We start from the raw sequence: 1,406 nt of genomic DNA, 5'->3' as shown, positions 1-1,406 counted from the left end.
CCGGCGCCGCCGTTGGATCGGCGGGCCTGTCCACGGGGCCGGCAACGGTGTCAGCCGCCGCCGGCGAGCCGGCCACGGACGATGACGGCCTGAGGCTGGAGCTGGAACCCCCGGCCCTGGACCGCTATGGCCGCGATCTCACGGCCGCCGCCCGCAACGGCGAACTCGATCCCGTGATCGGCCGCGATCTGGAGATCCGTCGCCTCATTCAGGTGCTGTCGCGCCGCAGCAAGAACAATCCGGTGCTGATCGGTGAACCCGGCGTCGGCAAGACGGCGGTGGCCGAACTGCTGGCTCAGCGGATCGAGGCCGGTGAGGTGCCGGAGGCGCTGCGCGGCCTGCGGCTGGTGGCCCTGGATCTCGGTGCCCTGATCGCCGGGGCCAAGTACCGCGGCCAGTTCGAGGAACGGCTGCGCAGCGTGCTCGAGGAGGTGCGCGAGGCCGATGCCGCGGCCGGGAGCGGGGGAGGTGCCGGCGTGGTGCTGTTCATCGATGAGCTCCACACCGTGGTGAGCAGCGACCGCTCCAGCGCCGATGCCGGCAGCATCCTCAAGCCGGCCCTGGCCCGCGGTGATCTGCGCTGCATCGGCGCCACCACCCCGGAGGATTACCGCCGCACGATCGAGAAGGACCCGGCCCTGGATCGGCGCTTCCAGCAGGTGGTGATCAAGGAGCCCGACTCCGAAACCTGCGTGGAGATCCTGCGGGGGCTGAAGGAGCGCTATGAGCTGCACCATGGCGTGGCGATCACCGACCCGGCCCTGGTGGCGGCGGCGCGACTGGCGGATCGCTACATCGCCGATCGCTGCCTGCCCGATTCGGCCATCGACCTGATCGACGAGGCCTCCGCCCAGCTGAAGATGGAGGTGACCTCCAAGCCCGAGCCGGTGGAGCAGGCCGAGGCCGAGCTGCGGCGGGTCGAACTGGCGCTGCTGTCGGCCGAGACCGCGCCCCTGCCGGAGCGGGTGCAGTTGCAGGAGCAGCGCCGCCAGGCCGCCGAACGGCTGCAGGCCCTGCAGCAGCGCTGGCGCCAGGAGCGGGAGCGGCTGGCGGAGCTGCGGGCCCTGCTGCAGGACGACGAAGACCTGCGCCATGCCATCGGTGAAGCCGAGCGCGACGGCGACTACGAGGAAGCGGCTCGCCTGCAGGTGGATCAGCTGCAGGGCGTGCAGCAGCGCCGTCAGGAGCTGGAGGAGGAACTGCAGCGGGAGCTGCTCGACAACCCGCCGCTGCTGCGGGAACAGGTGGAGGCCGATGACATCGCCGATGTGGTGGCCCGCTGGACCGGCATCCCCGTGCAGCGGCTGCTGGCGGGTGAACGCCAGAAGCTGCTGGAGCTCGAGCAGCGGCTGGGGGAGCGGGTGATCGGCCAGCCCGAGGCGGTGGCGGCGGTGGCGGCGGCGATC

1 protein-coding gene is annotated in these 1,406 nt (G+C 71.8%); it reads left to right on the top strand.

The features are described 5' to 3' along the window. Nucleotides 1-1,406: AAA family ATPase (locus VB716_RS16195; protein WP_416238131.1), on the top strand; the 1,406-nt coding region annotated here is incomplete at both ends.

Source organism: Synechococcus sp. CCY9201 (assembly GCF_034931105.1).
In the GTDB taxonomy this organism is placed as follows: Bacteria; Cyanobacteriota; Cyanobacteriia; order PCC-6307; family Cyanobiaceae; genus CBW1002.
The sequence above is the reverse complement of the archived record's forward strand: the minus strand, read 5'-3'. Positions and strand labels throughout refer to the sequence as shown.